Source organism: uncultured Sphingomonas sp. (assembly GCF_937859915.1).
GTDB lineage: Bacteria > Pseudomonadota > Alphaproteobacteria > Sphingomonadales > Sphingomonadaceae > Solisphingomonas.
Genome location: NZ_CALMAW010000033.1, coordinates 54,786 through 75,763, shown reverse-complemented (window position 1 = coordinate 75,763; position 20,978 = coordinate 54,786). Strand labels below are relative to the sequence as shown.

The following is a 20,978-nucleotide window of genomic DNA, read 5'->3' as shown; positions in this document are numbered from 1 at the left end:
GTCGTGCTCGTCGATCAGCAGGAAGATGTCGCGATCCTCGCCGGCAGGCGAGCCGGTGGTGTCGGTCACGGTCGCGGCGCTCATGCGACCGCTCCCGCGGCGAGCTGGCGGGTGCGCCGGCCCTCCGTCTCGATCACCTCGTCGACCGGGATGTGATAGTCGCGCTTGTAGTTGAAGGTGTGGCCGATCGCCGCGCCGAGCATGCCGACGAAGCAGATCGCCGCCAGCCACCAGACGTACCAGATCATGCCGACCCCGAAGCCGACGCTGAAGCCCGCGATGATCAGGCCCGCCCCGGTGTTGCGCGGCATGTGGATCGGCTTGAACCCTTCGGTCGGCCGAACGAAGCCGCGCTGCTTCATGTCGGCCCAGGCCTCGCCGTCATGGACGACGGGCGTGAACGCGAAATTATAGTCGGGCGGCGGCGACGAGGTCGCCCATTCGAGCGTGCGGCCGTTCCAGGGATCGCCGGTCGTGTCGCGCAGCCGCGCCGTGTTGCGGTCGCGGATGCTGACGTAGATCTGCATGAGCAGCGCGGCGATGCCGATCGCGATCAGGAACGCGCCGAAGGCGGCGATCTCGAACCAGATCTGCAGGCTCGGGTCGTCGAAGGTGCGCAGCCGGCGGGTGACGCCCATCAGGCCGAGCACATAGAGCGGCATGAACGCGAAGTAGAAGCCGCTCACCCACGTCCAGAACGAGACCTTGCCCCAGAACGGGTCGAGCTTGAAGCCGAACGCCTTGGGGAACCAGTAGTTGATGCCGGCGAACATCCCGAACACCACGCCGCCGATGATGACGTTGTGGAAATGCGCGACCAGGAAGAGCGAGTTGTGCAGCACGAAGTCGGCAGGCGGCACCGCGAGCAGGACGCCGGTCATGCCGCCGATCGTGAAGGTGAACATGAACGCGATCGCCCACATCATCGGCAGCTCGAAGCGCACCCGGCCGCGGTACATGGTGAACAGCCAGTTGAAGATCTTGGCGCCGGTCGGGATCGAGATCACCATCGTGGTGATGCCGAAGAAGGAGTTGACGCTCGCCCCCGATCCCATCGTGAAGAAATGGTGCAGCCACACGACATAGGCGAGCAGCGTGATGACCGCGGTCGCGTAGACCATCGAGGTGTAGCCGAACAACCGCTTGCCCGAGAAGGTCGACACGACCTCGCTGAACACGCCGAAGGCGGGCAGGATGAGGATGTAGACCTCGGGATGGCCCCAGATCCAGATCAGGTTCACGTACATCATCGGGTTGCCGCCCAAGGTGTTCGTGAAGAAGGCGGTGCCGGCGTAGCGATCGAGCGACAGCAGCGCGAGCACCGCGGTCAGCACCGGGAAGGCGGCGACGATCAGGATGTTGGTGCACAGCGACGTCCAGCAGAAGATCGGCATCTTCATCATGGTCATGCCGGGCGCGCGCATCTTGACGATCGTGCAGATCAGATTGACGCCCGACAACAAGGTGCCGACGCCCGCGATCTGCAGCGACCAGATATAATAGTCGACCCCGACCCCGGGGCTGTAGCTGATCCCCGAGAGCGGCGGCATGGCGAGCCAGCCGGTCTGCGCGAACTCGCCGACGAACAGGCTCATCATCACGATGATGGCGCCGCCCGCGGTCATCCAGAAGCTGAAATTGTTGAGGAAGGGGAAGGACACGTCGCGCGCACCGATCTGCAGCGGCACGACATAGTTCATGAGGCCCGTGACCAGCGGCATCGCCACGAAGAAGATCATGATCACCCCGTGCGCGGTGAAGATCTGGTCGTAATGATGCGGGTTGAGATACCCCTCCGACCCGTGGAACGCCATCACCTGCTGGGCGCGCATCATGATCGCGTCGGAAAAGCCGCGCAGCAGCATGACGATGCCGAGGATGACGTACATCACGCCGATCTTCTTGTGATCGACCGAGGTGAACCATTCCTTCCAGAGATAGGCCCACAGCTTGAAATAGGTCAGCGTCGCGAGCAGCGCGAGGCCGCCCATCGCGACGACGCAGAAGGTGCCGACGACGATCGGTTCGTGCAGCGGCAGCGATTCGAGCGTGAAGCGGCCGAAGATCGGGCTGACGTCGAGCGGAGAGGGGGTCATGTTGGTGGCCATTTAGAGAGCAGACTGATGCGGCGGCGTCGCGTGCGACGGCGCGGAGGGCGAGCGTTGGGCGATGTCGCCGGGCTTGCCCGGGGGCGCGCCGCCGGCGCGGCTGGTGGTCAGCGGCGACACCGCCTTGGGCCCGGCCGGCGTGCCCATCCCCTGCATGTGCGTCATGCCGGCGGTGTCGCTGCCGTCCTGCTTCATCATCGCGGACATGCACGGCGTACCGGGCTCGACGCACTGGCCGACGACCGCGTCGAACAGGCCGGGTGCGACATGCGCGAAGCGCATCACCGGCACCGTCTGGGTCGGCTTGACGAGATCGAGATAGCGCGCGCGGCTGAGGTCGCCGCCAGCGCCCTGGTTGCGCGCGACCCAGCCGGCGAAATCGGCGTCCTTCATCCCGTAGAACTGGAAGTGCATGCCGGAGAAGCCGGCGCCGCTGTAATTGGCGGAGATGCCGCGGTAGACGCCGGGCGTGTTGATCACGGCGTGGAGCTTGGTCTCCATCGACGGCATCGTATAGACCATGCCCGCGAGCGTCGGCACGTAGAAGGCGTTCATCACCGACGACGAGGTCAGTCGGAATTTGATCGGCCGGTCAACTGGTGCGGCCAGCTCGTTGACGGTGGCAAAACCATATTCGGGATAGATGAACAGCCATTTCCAGTCGAGCGCGACGACCTGCACCTCGAGCGGCTTGGCATTGGCCGGCACCGGCCGTCCTGCCGCGATCCGGCCGATCGGGCGATAGGGATCGAGCAGATGCGTCCCGGTCCACGTCACCGCGCCCAGGCAGATGATGATCAGCAGCGGCGCGCCCCAGATCATCAACTCGAGCTGGGTCGAATGATCCCAGTCGGGCGTGTAGGTCGCGTCCTCGTTGCTCGACCGGTAGCGCCAGGCGAACAGCGCGATCAGCGCGAGCACGGGGATGACGATCAGCAGCATCAGCGCCGTGGCGATCAACACCAGGTCGCGCTGCTGCAATGCGACGTCGCCCATCGGATGCATGACGACCATCCCACACCCGCCGAGAAGGGCTAAGGCGCTGAGCGGAGCGAGAAGACGGACGAGACGAGCAGGTTTAGACATGGCGCCCCGCTAGGCCAATGCGCTGCGCCGCAACATTGGACATTTTGTCCAATCCCCAAAGCGTATAAAAGGGGCCATGGGCGGCGGAACTGCCCGTCGCCCGCCAGAAAGCTTAGCCATGACCGCCTCGATCGCTCCCCACTCCGGCACCGCCGAACGCGACGCCCGCGCGATCAACACGCGGCACAGCGAGATCGCGCCGGGCGAGATCGCGATCGGCGTGATCATCGGGCGGACCTCCGAATTTTTCGACTTCTTCGTCTATGCGATCGCCTCAGTGCTGGTCTTCCCTAGTCTGATCTTCCCCTATCTCGACCGGCTGACCGGCACCTTGTGCTCGTTCGCGATCTTCTCGCTGGCGTTTATCGCGCGCCCGATCGGCTCGCTGATCTTCCTGTGGGTCGACCAGGCGATGGGTCGCGGCACCAAGCTGACGATCGCGATCTTCCTGCTCGGCGGTTCCACCGCAGCGGTCGCCTTCCTGCCCGGCTACGACACGATCGGGGTCTGGGCGGCATTACTGCTGGCGATGTTCCGGCTCGGGCAGGGCGTGGCGTTGGGCGGCGCCTGGGACGGTCTCGCCTCGCTGCTCGCGCTCAACGCGCCGGACAATCGCCGCGGCTGGTATGCGATGATCCCGCAACTCGGCGCGCCGCTCGGGCTGATCGTCGCGAGCGGTTTGTTCGCCTTCTTCAGCGCGACGCTGTCGGTCGCCGACTTTCTCGATTGGGGCTGGCGCTTCCCCTTCTTCGTCGCCTTCGCGATCAACGTCGTCGCGCTGTTCGCGCGGCTGCGCATCGTCTCGACCCCGGATTATGCGCAGGCGTTCGAGAGCCGCGAGCTGCAGCCCTCGGGCGCGATCGAGACGCTGCGCGGCGACTGGCGCACGATCGTGATCGGCGCCTTCGCCCCGCTGGCGAGCTTCGCGCTGTTCCATATGGTCACGGTGTTCCCGCTATCTTGGGTGACGATCTTCACGGTCCAGACCCCCGCCCACTTCCTCGTGATCGAGATGATCGCCGCCGTGTTCGGCGTGGTCTCGGTGATCGCGTCGGGATTCATTGCCGACCGTGTCGGCCGGCGCACGCTTCTCGGCGCGTCGGCGGCGGCGATCGCGGTATTCAGTGGCTTTGCGCCGCAGCTGCTCAAGAATGGCGATGCCGGCGAACTGGCGTTCATGATCGTCGGCTTTGTGCTGCTCGGCCTCGCCTTCGGCCAGTCTTCGGGCGCGGTGACCGCGAACTTCGCGCAATCCCGTCGTTACACCGGCGCGGCACTGACGTCCGACCTTGCCTGGCTGGTCGGCGCCGGCTTCGCGCCGCTCGTCGCGCTTCTCCTCGCGAGTCACTTCGGGCTGCTGGCGGCGGGCGCCTATCTGCTCTCGGGCGCGTTGGGCACGCTAATCGCGCTGGGGATTAACAAGGAACTTGCCGGTCGATAAGCGGGGGCGGGCGTACGTCGATTACGCCCCTTCCCTTTCGGTCGTCGGGCCGTCTCCGCCCGTCCCTCGGGATTGAAGGCGGGGCCGGCCCTATGCAATTGCCGACCAGGCGCCGCTTTTGTCGCGCCTTTGACCCTGGTCATGCACCGACAATATGGCCGGCTCAGTTCGATCCATGCCGGTCGACGTAGCGGTCGACCGTTACGTCCGCGACGGTGTCCGACGCGACGTGAAGCGCAACCGTCCAGCGGATGTCGTCGGCGGCGCCGTCGCTCAGATCATATTGGTGGTAGAGGCATGTGACGACGCCGGTCGCATGGCGGTCGGCACGACAGGTGGCGCCAGCGGCCTGCAGCCGCGCCTCGGCGATCGTGATCGGCGTACCGCGGGGCACGCTCGCACCGAACAGGCTGCCGGTCTGCCCCAGCAGCGCGGCGACCTGCGTCTTATCAAGCGCGGCATCGCGCGGGTAGCGCGCTTCGAGATCCTGGAAGCTTGGCGCGACCTGCGCGATGGCCATCGCGGGAGTTGCGGCGGCGAGACAGATCACGACGGCCTTGAGGATCGGACGGAGCATCGATGGAATCCTTTATCGGATCGAAGGGACAGGGTCGGATCGGTGATCAAGTCGGCGTCGTCGCCGGACCCTTGGCGGCGGCGAGCGCCTGCGGCGTCTGCCAGCCGCCGCCGGTCGCGCGGATCAGCCCGACGCTCGCCTGCAGGCGGCGTGTGGACAGATCGAGCGCGACGCGGCGCGTGCGCAACGCCGTCGTCTGCGCGGTCACGACGTCGAGATAGGTGACCGCCCCCTTCACGTAGCGGTTGAGCGACAGTCTTTCGGTCTGCCCCGCCTGCGTGACCGCGCGGTCCTCGGCCTGGGCTTCGTCGCCAAGATGGTGGAGCTGCGCGAGATTGTCCTCGACGTCCTGGAACGCCTGCAGCACCTGGCCGCGATAGGTCGCGGTCGCCTGTGTCCACGCCGCCCGGGCGACCGCGAGCTGCGCGCGCTTGCGGCCGCCGTCGAACAGGCTGAGCACGGCGCTGGGGCCGATCGACCAGAAGATGTTGGGCGCGGTGAACAGGCTCGGCAGTCCGGCGTCCTGGAAGCCGCCCTGGCCGCCAAGCGAGATCGACGGATAGAACGCCGCCTTGGCGACGCCGATCTCCGAATTGGCCGCCGCCATCCGCCGCTCGGCAGCGGCGACGTCTGGGCGGCGCTCGAGCAGCGTCGAGGGCAGCACGATCGGGACCGAGGGCAGGGTCAACGCGACGACCGCGGGGGTGATCGCGAAGCTCGAGGCGGGCGTGCCGACCAGGCTGGCGATGGCATGTTCGGTGAGCGCGCGTGCCGCCTCGACGTCCGCCAGCTGCGCCTGCGCCTCGGCGAGCTGCGTGCCCGAGCGGCCGGTGTCGATCCCCGAGGCGATGCCGCCCTGGAAGCGCCGCTCGGTCATCGCGTCGGCCTTGGCATAGGCATCGACCGTGGCCGAGAGCAGCGCCCGCTGCGCGTCATATCCGCGCAGCGTCATGTAGCTGGTGGCGAGCTCGCTCTCGAGGCTGAGCCGGATCGCGGCAAGGTCGTCCGCGCTCGCCTGTGCCTCGGCGCGGCCCGCGGCGACGCTGTTGCGCAGCCGGCCCCACAGGTCGAGCTCGTAGCTGACGCTGCCGCCGATCGATGCCGCGCCATAGGTGTCGGGTTGGCCGGTGCCGCGTAGCGGGCGGTTGTCCGACTGCCGGTCGCGCTCGACGTCGGTCGAGACGCCGATCTGCGGGAACAGCCCGGCGCGCGCCTGCGCAAGATAGGCGGTCGCCTCGTCGTAGCGGCCGAGCGCGCCGGCGAGCGTGGGATTGTCGTGGTCGATGCGGGTTTCGAGCCCGTCGAGCGTGGCGTCGCCATACAACGCCCACCATGGGCCACGCGCCGCGAGATCGGCAGGCTTGGCCTCGGTCCACCCCGCGGCCTCCTTGAAGGCGACCGGCGCGGGGGTGACCGGCGGATGATAGGCGGGCGCGAAGGAACAGCCGGCGAGTGCGGTTGCCAGCATCAGCGCTGCGGGCAGCGCGCGACTAGCCATGATCCTTGTCTCCGATCCGCACCAGCTCGCCCTGCGCGATCGAATCCGGCGGGCTGTCGACGACCTGGTCGTGCACGTTCAGCCCCGACGCGACCTCGACCATGCTGCCGAGATCGTTGCCGACAACGATCTTCTGCATGCGGACATGCGCGCCGGGACCGACCATCGCGACTTCGGTGCCCTGCGCGCGGAACAGCAGCGCGCTCGACGGGATCTGCACCGCATTGGCCTGCCCCGCGGCATTGTCGAAGGCGATCTGCGCATAGCCGCCGGGTTTGAGCACCCCGCCCGGATTGTCCGCAACGAGCTGGACCTGGAAGGTGCCCGACTGCGGATCGATCGCGCCCGAATTGCCGATGATCGTCGCCGGGAAGCTGCGGCCGGGATAGTCGGGGACGGTCAACTTGGCCGTGACCCCTGGCGTCATCCGCGCCGAATAGGCCTGCGGCACGCTGACATAGACGCGGATCTTGTGGACGTCGGCGACCGCGAACAGCGGCTGCTGGTTTGTGGCGCCGGGGCCGACCAGGTCGCCGATGTCCGCAGTGCGCGCCGTCACGACGCCGGCAAAGGGCGCACGCACCGTGGCGAAGGCCTTTTGCGCGAGCAGCCGGTCGAGATTCGCGGCAGCGCCCTGGACCGCGGCGGTCTTGGCGGCGAGATCGCCATTCTTCTCGTCCGCCTCCTGCTTCGACACCGAGGCGGTCGACAGCAGGTCGTTCCAGCGGTTGGCGGTGCTTCGTGCCAGACTCGCATTGGCGCGCGCGCTAGCGAGATCGGCACGCGCCTGGACGATCTGCTGGTCGAGCTCGGGCGTGTCGATCAGGCCAAGTTCGGCGCCAGCGGGCACCTGCGCGCCGATGTCCTTGTACCAGGCGTGGAGATAGCCGCCGACGCGCGCGAACAGCCGCGCGCCGTTCCACGCCTGCATCGTGCCCGGCAGCGTCAGTGCGTCGGCCGCGGACGGCGATGTCGCTGCAACCAGATGCACGGTCGGGATCGCGCGCGCATCGGACCAGCTCTGCGCGGTCGCGGTCTCGCTGGCCCGGCTGACCGACCCCGCGACGACCACCGCGCCGGCGACGATCAGCGCGACGACGCCGGCGACCTTGAGGCCTTTCGGCGCACGCGTCTCGGCAGGGCTTGGGGGGCCGTCAAACATGGGCGAGGTCTCCACGGGGCAGCTCGCGCGGCGCGGGATCGGCAGCGCGTGCATAGGTGCGATGGGCGAGGCTGAAGAGGACGGGGACGAAGACCAGCGTCGCGATCGTCGCGCAGACCAGCCCGCCGATCACCGCGCGGCCGAGCGGCGCGTTCTGCTCGCCGCCCTCGCCCAGGCCCAACGCCATCGGCGCCATGCCGATGATCATCGCGAGCGCGGTCATCAGCACCGGGCGGAAGCGCGTCGCGCCCGCCTCGGCGGCGGCGAGCAGCGCGTCGCCCGTGGCTTCCAGCCGCTCTCGCGCGAAGGTGATGACCAGCACCGAATTGGCGGTGGCGACCCCCATGCACATGATCGCGCCGGTCAGCGCGGGCACCGACAGCGGCGTGTGCGTCGCGAACAGCATCCAGACGATGCCGGCGAGCGCCGCGGGGAGCGCCGAGACGATCACCGCGGGATCGACCCAAGACTGGAAGTTGACGACGATCAGCAGGTAGATCAGTGCGACCGCGCCGATCAGCCCGAGGATCAGCCCGGTGAAGGCGGTGTTCATTGTCTGCACCTGGCCGCGCAGCGTGACGGTGCTGCCCTTGGGCAGGTCGTGCGCGGTCGCCTTTAGGACCGCGTCGATGTCGCCCGCGACCGCGCCGAGATCGCGGCCCTGCGTGGTCGCATAGACGTCGAACACCGGCTTCATGCCGTAATGCGAGACGACCGCGTCGGTGGTCGTCCGGTGCAGTGCGCCAACCGCGCCGAGGATCTGATAGGCGTTCGGACCCGATCCGGTGACCGGCAGATTGTCGAGCATCGACAGCGAGTCGGTGCGGTACTGCGGGGTCTGGACGACGATCGGATAGGCGATGCTGTTCTTTGGATCGAGCCAGAAGGTCGGCGCGATCTGCGCGCTGCCGGCGAGATTGGTCGAGAGCGCGCGCGTCACGTCGTTCTCGGTGATGCCGATGCGGTCGGCGCGGCTGCGGTCGACGTCGAACGCGAAGGCGGGATAGTCGGTCGCCTGCTGGAGGCGGACGTCGGCGATGCCGGCGATGCCGTGCATCCGGTCGGCGAGTTCCTGCGCATAGGCCTTGGCCTGGGCGCCGTCGGGGCCGTTGACCTGGACGTCGATCGGCGCGGGCGCGCCGAAGTTCAGGATCTGGCTGATGATGTCGGCGGGCAGGAAGGAAAAGGTCGAGCCCGGGAAGCTTTCGGGGAGCGCCTTGCGCAACTGCTGGACATAGGCCGCGGTCGGCTTGTGGCCCTCTTTCAGCGTGACGAGGATGTCGCCGTCCTGCGGGCCGATGCTGCCGCTGTTCGAATAGGCCAGGTTGATGCCGCTGACCGGCAGCCCGATATTGTCGACGATCGTCGCGATCTGGTCGGCCGGAATGACCTGGCGGATGCGCGCCTCGACATGGTCGAACTCGGCGGCCGTCTCCTCGATGCGCGTGCCGACCGGCGCGCGGACGTGCATGTCGATCTGGCCCGCGTCGATCGACGGGAAGAAGTTGCGCCCGAGCATCGGCACCAGCGCGAACGACGCGATCACCACCAGCAGGAAACCGGGCACGAACAGCCGCCGCCGTGCGAGCGCGAAGGCGAGGATCTCGACATAATAGCTCCGCACGATCTCGAAGCGGCGCTCGAAGCCGTGCTGGAAGCGGCGCAGCGGATTGCGCGTGTGCGGGCGTCCGGCCTGTGCATCGTGGCTCGCCATCACCTGCTCGGTGTGCGGCCCGGCATGCGCGCGCAGCAGATAATTGCTCATCGTCGGCACCAGCGTGCGTGACAGCACGAAGGAGGCGATCATCGCGAACACCACCGCCATCGCCATCGGCGCGAACAGGAAGCCCGCGATGCCGGGCAGCAGGAACATCGGCACGAAGGCGATGCAGATGCACAGCAACGAGACGAACGCCGGCTGGACGATCTGCTCGGCGCCGTCGAGGATCGCGTCGCGCACCGACTTGCCATGCTCGAGATGCCAATTGATGTTCTCGATCGTGACCGTCGCGTCGTCGACGAGGATGCCGACCGCGAGCGCTAGGCCGCCGAGCGTCATGATGTTGAGCGTCTGCCCGACGACGGCGAGCCCGGCGACCGCGGCAAGGATGGCGAGCGGGATCGAGGCGGCGATGATCACGGTCGAGCGCCACGAGCCCAGGAACAGCAGGATCATCAGGCTGGTCAGCGTCGCGGCGATCACGCCCTCGCGCACCACGCCCGACACCGCCGCCTTGACGAACAGCGACTGATCGGAGAGCGCCGCGATGTTCAGGCTCGCGGGCAGCGTCTGCCTGAGCAGCGGCAGCAGATGCCTGACGCCGTCGACGATCGCGATCGTCGAGGTCGAGCCCGATTTGAGCACCGTCATCAGCACCGCGCGGCCGCCGTCGACGCGGACGATGTTGGTCTGCGGCGGGAAGCCGTCGCGGACGTGCGCGACGTCGCGCATATAGACGGTGGCGCCGTCGACGGTCTTGATCGGCAGGTCGTTCAAGCGGTCGATCACGGTCGGGCTGTTGTTGAGCAGCACGTCATATTCATAGGCGCCGATCTTGCTCGTGCCGGCGGGGACGATCTGATTCTGCGCGGCGAGCGCGGTGCCGATGTCGGTCGCGGAAAGATGGCGCGCCTGGAGCGCGGCGGGGTCGAGATCGATCTGGATCTGGCGCTGCTTGCCGCCATAGGGCGTGGGCAGCGCGGCACCGGCGACGGTCGCGAGCGTCGGGCGGATGCCGTTCTGGCCGAGGTCGAAGATCCGCTGTTCGGAGAGCGTCTTCGACGAGAGCGCCAATTGCAGGATCGGCACGGTCGAGGCGTTATAGTTCAGGATCTGCGGCGGGGTGATCCCCGGCGGCATCTGCTTGAGCACGGTCTGCGAGATCGAGGTGACCTGCGCGGTCGCGGTGCGGATGTCGACGCCGGGCTGGAAGTAGATCTTGACCACGCCGACGCCGTCGAGCGACTGGCTTTCGATATGCTCGATGTCGTTGACGCTGTTCGACAGCGAGCGCTCGTAATAGCCGAGCACGCGCCCCGCCATGTCGCGCGGCGGCAGGCCGTTATAGGTCCATACCGCCGCGATCACCGGGATCTTGATGTCGGGGAAGATGTCGGTCGGCGTATCGGTCCAGGCGATGCTGCCGCCGAGCAGGATCAGGATGGCGAGGACCACGAACGTATAGGGCTTGCCGAGCGCTAGTTTGACGAGCTGAAGCATGGACATCCCGACGATCGAGCCGACGAAGGCTCAGGGTGTCGATGGCGCGTTCGGGGCGCAGGGGGGGATCCGCGTTGCGGCGCACCATCGACCGGCGCGTCAATCCGCCCGTTTGACCGTGCAGGCGAGTGAAATGAATTTCACTCCGGAATGGCACGCAATCCCGGGCGGTTGCAGACCAGGCGCGCGATCAGCCCGGGCGCGGCATCGTCGAGATGCAGCGTGAAGTTGTGCAGATGCATGATTGCGGTGACGACGCTGAGGCCGAGTCCCGCGCCGGCAATGTCGGCAGCGCCGGCGCCGCGGTGGAAGCGGCGCAACACAGCCTGACGTTGGTCGACCGCGATGCCGGGGCCGTTGTCCTGCACTTCAACCACCGCCGTCCCGCCGTCGTGGTGGACTCGCACGCCGACATGACCGCCCTCGGGCGAGAACTTGATCGCATTGTCGACCAGATTGCTGATCGCCTCGAACAGCAATTGCTCGTCGCCATGGGTCTGCGCGGGGGCGGCGACGCTGGCCTCGAGCAGGATCCCGCGCTCCTCGGCGAGCGGTTCGTAGAGGTCGCGCACGCGGTCGACCAGCATGCCCAGATCGACGGCACCGAAGCCGCTCCGCCGTGCACCCGCCTCGAGTTCGGCGATCCGCAACAGCGCGGCAAAGCGCTCGAGGACGATGCCGAGGTCCGCGGTCGCCGCCTCGGCGAGCGCGGCGACGGCGGGGTCAAGCCCCGGCGTCTGCAGCGCGCGGTACAAATGGTTGCGCACGCGGGTCAGCGGCGTGCGCAGGTCGTGCGCGATCGCATCGGTGACGCCCTTCACCTGCGCGACGACGCGACCGACCTCCTCGACCATGACATTGACCGTCCCGGCGAACAGATCGAGCTCGTCGCCGCGGCCGGCGAGCGGCATCCGCACCGCAAGATCGCCCGCCGCGATCGCCAAGCTGGCGCGCTGCATGTCGCGGACCCGGCGGAGCGGCCGCAGGCTGAGCGCGACGCCGATCGCGAGCACGCTGACCGCGATCGTGATGCCGCTGCCGACAACGATCCGCAGCACGCGGCGGCGCAGATCGATGATCGTGCTGATGTCGCGCGCGACCAGGATCGTCTCGCCGGCCATGGTGCGCGCCGCGCGCGCGCGCAATGGGCCGTGGATGCCTGGGCGTGCGCCGATATCGAAATCCTGTCTCAGCCGGACGACGGGCACAGGCTCCATATTGCCGACCCGCCGCTCGCCGCGCGCGGAGATCAGCAGGAAGAAATTGAGCCCGTGCGTACTGCGCATGATCTCGGCCTGCATCTGCGCGGGCAGCGCATCAGGCGGGAACTGCCGGAGCCGAGCGATCTCCTGCCGCAGCACGAGATCGGTGCGCGTGTCGAGTTCGCGTACGGACAGCACGTAGATCAGTCCGAGCAGCACGACGACGCCGACGGCGAACAGCAGCCCGAGCAACGCGGTGAGCCGGAAGGTGCTGGTGTTGCGGATGTCGCGCAGGCGCAGGCGCTCAGGCGGCATCGAGACGATAGCCCTCGCCCTTGATCGTCGCGATCGCCGAGGGGCGGCCGGGGCGATCGATCTTCTTGCGCAGCCGCGCGATATGGACGTTGATCAGGTTCGCGCCGGGATCGAAATAATAGCCCCACACCTGCTCGAAGATGATCTGCCGGCTCATCACCTCGCCGTGGTGACGCGCAAGGAATTCGAGCAGGCGAAACTCCATGTGCAGTAGCCGCACGGGTTCGCCGTCGACCAACAGCCGACGTCGGATGAGGTCGAGCTCGATTAGGCCCACACGCAATATGGCCTCGGTCGCAGGTTCCTGGTGGCGACGGAGCAGCACCTCGATCCGCATCGCCATCTCGACCGAGGCGAACGGCTTGACCAGATAGTCGTCACCGCCGGCGCGCAGACCCGCGATCCGCTCGTCGACGTCGGACAATGCGCTGATCATCAGCACGGGCACCGCGATGCGCCGCTCGCGTAGCCTGGCGACCAGAGACAGGCCGTCGAGGCTCGGCAGCATGCGGTCGAGCGTGATCGCGTCGAACGGCTCGCGGGTCGCGCAATCGAGCGCCTCCGCGCCGTCCGCGATATGTTTGACGTCGTGACCATGGCCGAGCAGCTCGGTCCGGATCTCGCCTGCGGTCGCGGGATCGTCCTCGATGATCAATATGCGGGCCATGCCGCAGGATAGACGTGCTTCGCCCCTGCGCAAAGCGGATCGCTGCAATGGTCGGATGCGGTCGCCCTTTCAGTCAGGGATCACGGCGGCGTGCACTTGCATCGCCCCGTTTTCCACGACGGTCTCGACCCGCCGCCCCGCATCCACCGCTCGTCCCGCCTGGATCGAACGCCCGGGCAGATTATTCATTTCTGTGCATTCTTCATTAGGCGGCCGACCGGCACCATCCAGGAATTGACCATGTATTAAGGGTCTTACGCCATCTTGGGCTCAGGAGACCCATGCGAATGCGTTTGGAAAACAGACAGCCCGAGCGTCGGTGGTGGCCGGAGTCCGTGCGGACGTTCCGGCGCGATGCGCGTGCGGCGACCGTCGTCGAGTTCGCGCTGGTCATAGCCCCTCTCATCGCGCTTCTGTTGGCGATCCTCGAGACGAGCTTGGTCTATTTCTCGCAGGAAGGCCTGGAAACGACCGCGGAAGCAGCAGGCCGGCTGGTGATGACCGGACAGGCCCAGAGCGCGGGCTGGTCGGCGTCGCAGTTCCAGACCCAAGTCTGCAACACCCTGCCCCCCTATATGAGTTGCAGCCAGCTGATGATCGACGTGCAGTCGTCGAGCTCGTTCAACAACGCCAATATCGGCATGCCGACGATCACCTACAATAGCAACAACGGCGCCGTCTCCAACGCCTGGCAGTATAATGTCGGCGCGGCCGGTGCGATCGTCGTGGTCCGCCTGATGTACATCTGGCCGGTGCCGACCGGACCGCTCGGCTTCAGCCTGGCCAACACGTCAAACGGCCGTCGCGTGCTGATGGCCACGTCGGTCACCAAGACGGAGCCCTATTCGTGACGCCGTTCAGCCTTGCCCGTCGCATCGCGCGCCAGGATGGCGGCGTCGCGCTGATCGAATTCGCCCTGTCGCTGCCAGTGTTGATGCTTCTCTATCTTGGTGGTTACCAATTGTGCGATGCACTATCGTGCAAAAGGAAGGTTACGATCACGACGCGTGCGGTCGCCGACCTAACCAGCCAGTTCACGACCGTGGCACCGTCCGATCTTACCGGCGTGATGGGCGATTCCGCCCAGATCATGACGCCGTATAGCGCGTCCCGTGCCTCGATCCAGGTATCCCAGCTCTATACGGACAGCAATGGCAACACCACGGTATCGTGGAGCATGGCGCAGAATGCCCAGCCTCTGGCGACGAACAGTGTGTACACGCTGCCGGCACTGATCAAGACGAACAGCAGCTATATCATCGTCGCCAAGGTCGTCTACGCCTACAAGCCCGCCGTATCCTTCGGCCTCGTCCCGAATCTTACCTTCGGCGACACGATCTACATGAATCCCCGAAACAGCAATTCGGTAACTTGCAATGGGTGCAGCTGATATGCATGACATGCGCGCTATCGCGAAATCGCTGTTCCGACGCCTGATGCGGGAGGAACGCGGCAACGTCCTGATGATCGTGGGACTGTCGATCATTCCGCTGACCTTCGCGACCGGTATGGCCGTCGACTATACGCAGGCGATGCGGCTGCAGACCCGGCTCAATGCCGCCGCCGATGCTGCGGCGTTGAGCGGCGTGACGCAGACCGCGATGACGCAGACCAACGGGACGGCCTGCGCCACGGCGACGAAGATGTTCATCGCCCAGTCGACCGGGCTGCCGGGATTGACGCTGAACACCGCCGATCCCGCGCAGCTGAAGATCACGCTGACCGACGCGAGCGGCACCTACGATTGTGCCTCCAACGCCGCCGCGCTCAGCAACAACGTGTCTCTGCGCCGCACGATGGTCGTGACCTATCGCGGACAGTCGGCCAATACGTTCGCGGGTATCCTGCGGATCCGCACGCTCACCGTCAAAGGCAGTTCGACGGCTTTTGCGCAGATCGCCAACATCGACTTCTATCTCGCGCTCGACATGTCGCAGTCGATGCTGCTGCCCGCGACGACCAGCGGCCTGGCGAGCATGGTGGCGAATACCCAGGGCCAGCAGGATGGCTATGGCAACAAGGGGTGCGCCTTCGCCTGCCACCAGGCCGAAACCAGACCCTATGACAGCAACGGCAATTCGCTCGCGACGGACATCATGAGCAATCCGCTGGTCACGCCCTCGTCCCCCGCGCCGACGGGAAACAACCCCGATACACGGCCTCGGATCGATAATTATGCGGTCGCACGCAACCTTGGCCTGACGCTTCGCACCGACCTTGTCGGCAATGCCGTGAGCGCGCTGATCAACGACGCCATCACGACGGAAGCCGCCAATGGCGCCACCTATCGGGTCGGCATCTCGACCTTCGATTACCAATATACGCAGCGCTGGCCGACCAGCGGCAATACGTCCAATGTCGCCAATTATTGGGTCGATTCAAACCTGCAGAACGTGCTCAACTATGCGCAGACGACAGGCGGGTCCAACGGCCAGGGCTGGAGCAGCCTGGTGACGCCCTATTGTCTGAACAACTATCGCGTCTGCGGCACGAACGACAATGATACCGACACCAGCTTGACCGCGGCGATCACCGGCGCCTTGGCGAACATGCCGGCGCAAGGCGGCACGGGCACCAAGACGAGCCCCCTGGCGGTGCTGTTCATCATTACGGATGGCATGCGCGACGAATCCAACAGCGGACGGCAACTCGGGCCATTGCCCTATAGTCTCTGCCAGCAGATCGCCGCGCGGAACATTCAGGTCGCGGTGCTCGAAACGCAATATCTGCCGTCTTCCGCATCGGACAATTGGTCGATCACCAACGTCCGCAATCCTTTCCTGAGCCCCACGAACAAGATTTCCCCCGCGCTTTATTCGTGCGCGGCCGGAACCCAGATCAACAGCTGGCCGCCGCCCGGCGGTACCAATCCGGGCGTGCTGTACTATCAGGTGACGACGGATGGCGACATTTCGGCGGCGCTGGTGTCGCTCTTCAACATGGCGGTCGCGCAGGCGCGGCTGACGGGCTGACGTCGATACCGGACATCGGCCGGTCCCGCTCCTATAGGCCGGGGGGACCATCGCGTCGCGTGCAGCGACTGGCTCATCGCGCAGGCCATATGCACCGCGAGGTCCGCCCGTCGATAGCGGGATCGCGAATGCTGCCACGTTGGTCCCTGACGCGTCGTCGCGTGGAAGACAGCGACGTGACCCCGCCGCGGAGCGTTGCGACTTTGGACGACCCTATGGCTTGCCCGTCCCGGCTCGCGTACAGGCCGGCACGGCGTCGCATGCGCGGCGCCTTGGTCAGGAATCGATTCCATCTCTTGCTATCCTCAAGCGACCCGCGATCACGCCCTGGTCGAGTCCCGTCGCAGCGAGACCGGTGAGGCACATGGCGGCCCCGCCCTCGATGTCCGCGCTTTCCTGAAGGCGGCCGTTCGGTTCCGAACCCCGAGCGGCAAGCGGGCGACAGTCGAACTCGCGATTACCGCGATGCCCTTTTTCATGCTCTGGCTAGCCGCGTCGTGGTGCCTTCAGGCCGGGATCTGGGTCGGCCTCGCGCTCACCGTTCCGGCCGGCGCGCTGCTTCTGCGGCTGTTTTTGATCCAGCATGATTGCGGTCATGGCTCCTTCTTCCGGCGACGGAGGGCGAACACATGGGCCGGCCGCATCCTCGGCGTCCTGACGCTGACCCCTTATGAATTCTGGCGTCGCACGCATGCGCAGCATCACGCGCGCACCGGCAATCTCGATCATCGCGGCGTCGGCGACATCGATACGCTGACCCTTGCCGAATATCTCGGCCTGTCGCGGTCGGCACGCTGGCGGTACCGCTTATATCGCAGCCCACTCGTACTGTTCGGGCTCGGCCCCGCCTATCAGTTCCTGCTGCGACACCGCGTTCCCGCCGGCATGCTGCGCGGCGGATGGCGCAATTGGACGAGCGTGATGATGACGAATCTCGGCGTCGCTGCGCTGTGGCTGGGGATGATGTACGCGGTCGGCCCCAAGACCTTTCTCCTCGTGCAGATACCGACGACGCTCATCGCCGCGACGCTGGGCGTCTGGCTATTCTACATCCAGCACCAGTTCGAGGAGACCTCCTGGCATCAGGACGAGGCGTGGAGCTTCCAGGAGGCCGCGCTGCACGGTAGTTCCTATTATGATCTGCCGCCGCTGCTGCGCTGGTTCAGCGCCGAGATCGGCGTGCATCACGTCCACCATCTCTGCAGCACCATCCCCTTCTACCGGATGCAGGCCGTGCTGCGGTCTTTTCCACAGCTCAAGCGGGTCGGCCGGCTCGGGCTTCGCGAGAGTTTCGGGACCATCCGTCTGACGCTGTGGGACGAGCAGCGGCGTCGGATGATCTCCTTCGCGGATGCAGGCGCAGCGCGGCCAGCCTGATACCGCGTACGCGCGATGAGCCCTGACACAGGAACGCCGCTCCCGGTTGAAAGCGGGCGCGGCGTCGGTCTTCGCGGGGTATCGCGAGCGGTCAGTCCTTGACTTCGTCGAGATCCGCAAGGTCGGTATCGAGATGTTCCTCGATCGCTTCGGCGATCAGATCGAGCTGCTCGGGGGTAGCGGACAGTTCGAGCTGGCTGCCATCCTCATCCTCGATGTTGAGGACATAGCCGTCGCCGGCGACCTCGATGGTGAAGTGTGCGAGTGCTTTTGCCACGATGATCTCCTCTGCGCCCCTCAACGCGCCGGCCCCGTCTCGTGTCCGTCAAATCCTTGTAACGTAAATCTTTCCTCACGAGCCCGTCGCAACGACGGCCGGTCTTTCGTGTGATCCCGGTACGCGTACAGGATGGCGTGCGCCTGGATGGCGCGGCGCCAAGCGACGCGATCTGCAGGACGTCATCGACGGCGGGCCATGAGCGATGCGACGCCGCCGAGGGGCTGGGCGCGCGGGCGCGCCTATCGGATCTCGGTCTGGGCACGCCTTCGCCCAATATCCGCCGGAACCGACACCGCCTGTGCAGAGTTCGCGCGCTCGGCGGCGCAGCGTATACCGGCAGGAAGCGGCGGAGGGGTCATGATTGATTATGCGCTTAACAAGTTGCGCGCACGGGACGAGGTCAGCGACACGGAAGAGGCCGTCCTCCGGTCGGCGATCTCGCACGTCATGCCGATCGGAAAGGACGTCACCTTTGTCCGGGCCGATGTCGCACTGACCAGTAGCAACATCCTGATCGACGGGCTCGTCTGCCGCTATCGCGACATGGCGAACGGCGAGCGCCAGGTGACCGAAGTCCATGTTCCTGGCGATTTCGTCGACCTGCACAGCTTCCCGCTGCAGCGACTGGATCACAGTATCATGGCGCTGGTACCGAGCCGGGTCGCGGTGGTGCCGCATGACGCCCTGCGCGCGATCACCGAGACGCAGCCGCATCTGACGAGACTGCTGTGGCTGGCGACAACGATGGACGCGGCGATCCACCGCGAATGGATGGTGTCGATGGGGCGCCGGAGCGCATTGAGCCGTGTCGCGCACCTCCTGTGCGAACTCCATGCCCGGTTCGCGGTGGTCGGACTGACCGACGGCAACAGCTACGCTCTGCCTCTCACGCAGATCGACCTCGCCGAATGCCTCGGTCTCACCGCGATCCACATCAATCGTACGCTCCGCGAATTCCGGCTGCGCAAGCTCGTTACCTTCCGCAGCCGGCGAGTCGTGATCGCGGATCTGCCCGCATTGCAGGACGTCGCCGAGTTCGACGACAATTATCTGTTTCTCGACAAGCGCCCACGATGAGCCGCACGGTGCCTATGGGATCGCGATGGCCTCCCGAAGCAGGCAGATGTCTGCCGCGACGATGAGCAGCAGCAAGCTCCACGCGACCGACTTGGCCGGCATCCCGGCGACGTGCCGGCCCATCAGGTCCGGCGCCCCGGTCAGGCGGATCAGTGGATAGACGGTGAACGGCAGCGCGATCGACAGGACGACCTGCGTGAGGATCAGCATCGTGCCCGTGGCGTGGCTGCCGAACAGCAGAACGCCGATCAATGCCGGGATCAGCGCCAGCCCGCGCGTGATCGCGCGCCGCTGCCAGGCCGCCAGCCGGAAAGACGTGAACCCTTCGAGCACGACCTGCCCCGCAATCGTGCCGGTGAAGGTCGCGCTTTGCCCCGAGGCCAACAGCGCGACCCCGAACAGGATCGCGGCAGCGCGTGCCCCGGTCAGCGGCGTCAGCAGCCGATAGGCCTCGGCGATGTCCGTGACGCCGTGGTGCCCCGTCGCATGGAAGGCCGCCGCCGCCAGCGCCAGGATCGCGGCATTGACGAAGATCGCCAGCCCAAGCGCTGCGAGCATGTCGATCGTGGCGAAGCGCAGCCCGCGATCCTTGGCGCTGTCGCTGCGGCCGAAGCGCGACCGTACCACCGACGAATGGAGGTAGAGATTGTGCGGCATCACCGTCGCGCCGATGATCCCTATCGCGACGTACAGGGCTCGCGGATCGCTCAGCACGTCCGAGGGCAGCAGGCCCGCGGCAACCTGCGCCGGGTCGGGGTGGACGAGCAGCAGCTGGATCACGAAGCACAGGGTGATCGTTGCGACCAGGCCGAGCGTGATCGTCTCGACGCGGCCGATGCCCTTGCCGCGCAGTCCGAGGATCAACAGCGTATCGAAGACGGTGACCAGCACGCCAATCCAGAGCGGCAGGCCGAACAGCAATTGCAGCGCGAGCGCACTGCCGAGCACTTCGGCAATGTCGGTGGCGATCATCGCGATCTCGGCGATGGGCCACAGGAACCAGGCGGCTGCGCGACCATAGCGCGCGCGCGTCAGTCGCGCGAGATCCTGACCGGTCACGATGCCGAGCCGCATACTCAGCGATTGGAGTTGCATTGCGGCAAGCCCCGACAGCAGGACGACGAACAGCAGCGCATAGCCGTAATGCGAACCGGCTTCGATGTCGGTGGCCCAATTGCCCGGGTCCATATAGCCGACCGACACCAGCAGGCCGGGACCGGCATAGCGCAGGACACCAAGGTAGCGGCGCCGGTGCCCGCGAACCGGGCGCGGCGCGGACGATACGGGACGGCGGTCCGCGACCGGCGGCGAACCGTGCATCTAGCGCGTCCTTGGAGGGAACGGGAAAGCTACCATAAAGTCCGATCGAGTGGCCAAGCCCAGCGGACGCTGGCCGCAGCATCGCCGCTGCCGACCGAACGTCCGTGGACCGTATCCGGCACCGCAGCGCCGCACCAAAAGTCGTGCGGAGTCAATCGACGGCGATCTCACTGCGAACCTGGCCATGCGCGATCACCGCGAACAGTCCGGTCCCGCCGATGATGTTGCCGACCAGCGCGGGCAGGATGAAGCCGCCGATCGCGCGCCACAGGTCGATCTTGCCAGCGCACCAGAGTAGCCATGCCTCGCCTGAGCCGGCCACGACATGACTGAAGCCGCCGATCGCAATGACATAGGTGATCATGACGATCACCCAGAATTCGCTGCCCCGTGCGTTGGGCAATATCCACGCGAGCGACGCGACCAAAAAGCCCGCAGGCATGCCGAGCAGCATCGTCTGCAGCGCGCCATGCGCGAGGATCGCACTCGAGACGGCGATCGCAGCGTCGCGTTGCGGACCCGAAACGATGACATTCCAAGCGATCAGGGCAGCGATGAACAACGTGCCGGCCATATTGGCAACGAACACCGTCCCCCACAGCCGAAGCAGCCGAACCAGATTGCGACCGGTCGGATGCGTCGCGACGGGCAGCACGGCCGTCACGGTATTCTCGGT

The 20,978-nt window shown here is 66.4% G+C and carries 17 protein-coding genes; 6 read left to right on the top strand and 11 right to left on the bottom strand.

From position 1 onward, the window contains the following. Positions 1 to 80: 80 nt before the first annotated feature. Both cyoB and cyoA read right to left on the bottom strand, forming a co-directional pair. Positions 81 to 2,096: a cytochrome o ubiquinol oxidase subunit I gene (gene cyoB, locus Q0326_RS05180; protein WP_298687824.1), complete on the bottom strand. Its 2,016-nt coding sequence runs from the start codon at positions 2,094 to 2,096 to the stop codon at positions 81 to 83. Positions 2,097 to 2,108: 12 nt separating this feature from the next. Beyond that, positions 2,109 to 3,194, bottom strand: coding sequence for a ubiquinol oxidase subunit II (gene cyoA / locus Q0326_RS05175; protein WP_298687822.1), 1,086 nt, complete (start codon positions 3,192 to 3,194; stop codon positions 2,109 to 2,111). A 118-nt stretch (positions 3,195 to 3,312) separates the two neighbouring features. On the opposite strand from cyoA, the gene Q0326_RS05170 reads away from it, so the two are divergent. Then, positions 3,313 to 4,635 (top strand): MFS transporter, encoded by a 1,323-nt coding sequence (locus Q0326_RS05170; RefSeq protein ID WP_298687820.1) that lies wholly within the window; start codon positions 3,313 to 3,315, stop codon positions 4,633 to 4,635. 163 nt (positions 4,636 to 4,798) lie between these two features. Here the strand turns inward: Q0326_RS05170 and Q0326_RS05165 are convergent, their stop codons facing one another. The 6 genes from Q0326_RS05165 to Q0326_RS05140 form a co-directional block, all read right to left on the bottom strand. Then, the gene (locus Q0326_RS05165) at positions 4,799 to 5,212 is read right to left on the bottom strand and encodes a hypothetical protein (protein ID WP_298687818.1); all 414 of its coding nucleotides are present in this window, start codon (positions 5,210 to 5,212) and stop codon (positions 4,799 to 4,801) included. Between the two features lie 46 nt (positions 5,213 to 5,258). After that, a complete protein-coding gene (locus tag Q0326_RS05160) occupies positions 5,259 to 6,710 on the bottom strand; it encodes an efflux transporter outer membrane subunit (protein ID WP_298687815.1) in 1,452 nt (483 codons plus the stop codon). Next, the gene (locus Q0326_RS05155; protein ID WP_298687813.1) at positions 6,703 to 7,872 is read right to left on the bottom strand and encodes an efflux RND transporter periplasmic adaptor subunit; all 1,170 of its coding nucleotides are present in this window, start codon (positions 7,870 to 7,872) and stop codon (positions 6,703 to 6,705) included. Before Q0326_RS05155 ends, Q0326_RS05160 begins: the two co-directional genes overlap by 8 nt. Then, positions 7,865 to 11,092 (bottom strand): efflux RND transporter permease subunit, encoded by a 3,228-nt coding sequence (locus tag Q0326_RS05150; protein ID WP_298687811.1) that lies wholly within the window; start codon positions 11,090 to 11,092, stop codon positions 7,865 to 7,867. Before Q0326_RS05150 ends, Q0326_RS05155 begins: the two co-directional genes overlap by 8 nt. Positions 11,093 to 11,232: 140 nt before the next feature. Further along, on the bottom strand, positions 11,233 to 12,609 hold the full coding sequence (locus Q0326_RS05145; protein WP_298687809.1) for an ATP-binding protein: 1,377 nt from the start codon (positions 12,607 to 12,609) through the stop codon (positions 11,233 to 11,235). Then, a complete protein-coding gene (locus tag Q0326_RS05140; RefSeq protein ID WP_298687807.1) occupies positions 12,599 to 13,276 on the bottom strand; it encodes a response regulator transcription factor in 678 nt (225 codons plus the stop codon). Before Q0326_RS05140 ends, Q0326_RS05145 begins: the two co-directional genes overlap by 11 nt. A gap of 335 nt (positions 13,277 to 13,611) precedes the next feature. On the opposite strand from Q0326_RS05140, the gene Q0326_RS05135 reads away from it, so the two are divergent. From Q0326_RS05135 to Q0326_RS05120, 4 genes are all read left to right on the top strand, one after another. Continuing rightward, a complete protein-coding gene (locus tag Q0326_RS05135) occupies positions 13,612 to 14,127 on the top strand; it encodes a TadE/TadG family type IV pilus assembly protein (protein ID WP_298687805.1) in 516 nt (171 codons plus the stop codon). Further along, positions 14,124 to 14,666 (top strand): TadE/TadG family type IV pilus assembly protein, encoded by a 543-nt coding sequence (locus Q0326_RS05130; protein WP_298687803.1) that lies wholly within the window; start codon positions 14,124 to 14,126, stop codon positions 14,664 to 14,666. Before Q0326_RS05135 ends, Q0326_RS05130 begins: the two co-directional genes overlap by 4 nt. Positions 14,667 to 14,712: 46 nt before the next feature. Continuing rightward, positions 14,713 to 16,248, top strand: coding sequence for a pilus assembly protein TadG-related protein (locus Q0326_RS05125; protein WP_298687801.1), 1,536 nt, complete (start codon positions 14,713 to 14,715; stop codon positions 16,246 to 16,248). 465 nt (positions 16,249 to 16,713) lie between these two features. Continuing rightward, on the top strand, positions 16,714 to 17,625 hold the full coding sequence (locus Q0326_RS05120) for a fatty acid desaturase (RefSeq protein WP_298687799.1): 912 nt from the start codon (positions 16,714 to 16,716) through the stop codon (positions 17,623 to 17,625). Positions 17,626 to 17,716: 91 nt separating this feature from the next. Here the strand turns inward: Q0326_RS05120 and Q0326_RS05115 are convergent, their stop codons facing one another. After that, a complete protein-coding gene (locus Q0326_RS05115; RefSeq protein WP_298687797.1) occupies positions 17,717 to 17,902 on the bottom strand; it encodes a hypothetical protein in 186 nt (61 codons plus the stop codon). 360 nt (positions 17,903 to 18,262) lie between these two features. Between Q0326_RS05115 and Q0326_RS05110 the strand changes: the two genes are divergently transcribed. Continuing rightward, positions 18,263 to 18,982 carry a Crp/Fnr family transcriptional regulator gene (locus tag Q0326_RS05110; RefSeq protein WP_298687794.1) on the top strand — a complete coding sequence of 240 codons (720 nt, stop codon included), beginning with the start codon at positions 18,263 to 18,265 and terminating at the stop codon, positions 18,980 to 18,982. A gap of 12 nt (positions 18,983 to 18,994) precedes the next feature. On the opposite strand, the gene Q0326_RS05105 is transcribed toward Q0326_RS05110, so the two are convergent. Together Q0326_RS05105 and Q0326_RS18060 are read right to left on the bottom strand one after the other, a co-directional pair. Next, a complete protein-coding gene (locus Q0326_RS05105) occupies positions 18,995 to 20,302 on the bottom strand; it encodes an Nramp family divalent metal transporter (RefSeq protein ID WP_298687792.1) in 1,308 nt (435 codons plus the stop codon). Positions 20,303 to 20,453: 151 nt separating this feature from the next. Further along, the gene (locus Q0326_RS18060; RefSeq protein WP_363303714.1) at positions 20,454 to 20,966 is read right to left on the bottom strand and encodes a formate/nitrite transporter family protein; all 513 of its coding nucleotides are present in this window, start codon (positions 20,964 to 20,966) and stop codon (positions 20,454 to 20,456) included. Positions 20,967 to 20,978: the final 12 nt, after the last annotated feature.